At 66.6% G+C, this 659-nt stretch carries 2 protein-coding genes; one reads left to right on the forward strand and one right to left on the reverse strand.

Features of this window, described 5'->3' with window-relative positions; translation table 11 throughout:
* A partial coding sequence (locus PINTE_RS22375; protein ID WP_174524010.1) for a transposase occupies window positions 1-189 on the forward strand: 189 nt, incomplete at its 5' end.
* Here PINTE_RS22375 and PINTE_RS21530 read toward each other — a convergent pair.
* On the reverse strand, window positions 161-659 hold a 499-nt coding region (locus PINTE_RS21530), incomplete at its 5' end, for an IS3 family transposase (RefSeq protein ID WP_157087468.1). The genes PINTE_RS22375 and PINTE_RS21530 overlap by 29 nt on opposite strands.

Below are 659 nucleotides of genomic sequence, written 5' to 3' on the forward strand. Positions count from 1 at the left end.
AAACGCGCCACCGACGTGCTGGCCTACTTCGACCGACCCGGCACGTCGAACGGCCCTACCGAAGCCCTGAACGGCCGCCTCGAACACCTCCGCGGTTCCGCCCTGGGCTTCCGGAACCTCACCCACTACATCGCCAGATCACTGCTCGAGACCGGCGGATTCAAACCCCACCTACACCCTCGATTGTGAAGAGCCCGAATTCGGCCGATGTGAATTGGGCAGGTTCGCTGTGAAAGATGATCCCGGCCGGTGGCCGGCGGCGTGCGATGGCCAGCGTCAGTGCCTCGATGACAAGGTCGGTGCGCATGTGGTCGGCCAGTGCCCAGCCCACAACGGCTCGGGAGTGTAGGTCGATGACTATGGCCAGATACGCCCAACCGTTCCAGGTCTTGATGTAGGTGATATCGGAACACCACTTCTGGTTCGGCCGCTCGGCTGTGAAGTCGCGCCCGATCAGGTCTGGGGCCGGCGCCGGGTCCGGGCCGCTGGTGGTCGTGCGCTTCCAGGCGCGGGGGTGGCGTCCGCGCAGCCCGGCGGCCTGCATGAGGCGAGCGACGCGATTCTTGCCGACCCGTTCGCCCAGGGCGAGCAGCTCGGCGTGGATCCGTCGAACACCAGGGTTGCCGCGCAGCCGCCGGTAGGCCTCGACAATGATCGCC

It is taken from the genome of Piscicoccus intestinalis NBRC 104926 (assembly GCF_001515525.1).
Taxonomy (GTDB): domain Bacteria; phylum Actinomycetota; class Actinomycetes; order Actinomycetales; family Dermatophilaceae; genus Kineosphaera; species Kineosphaera intestinalis.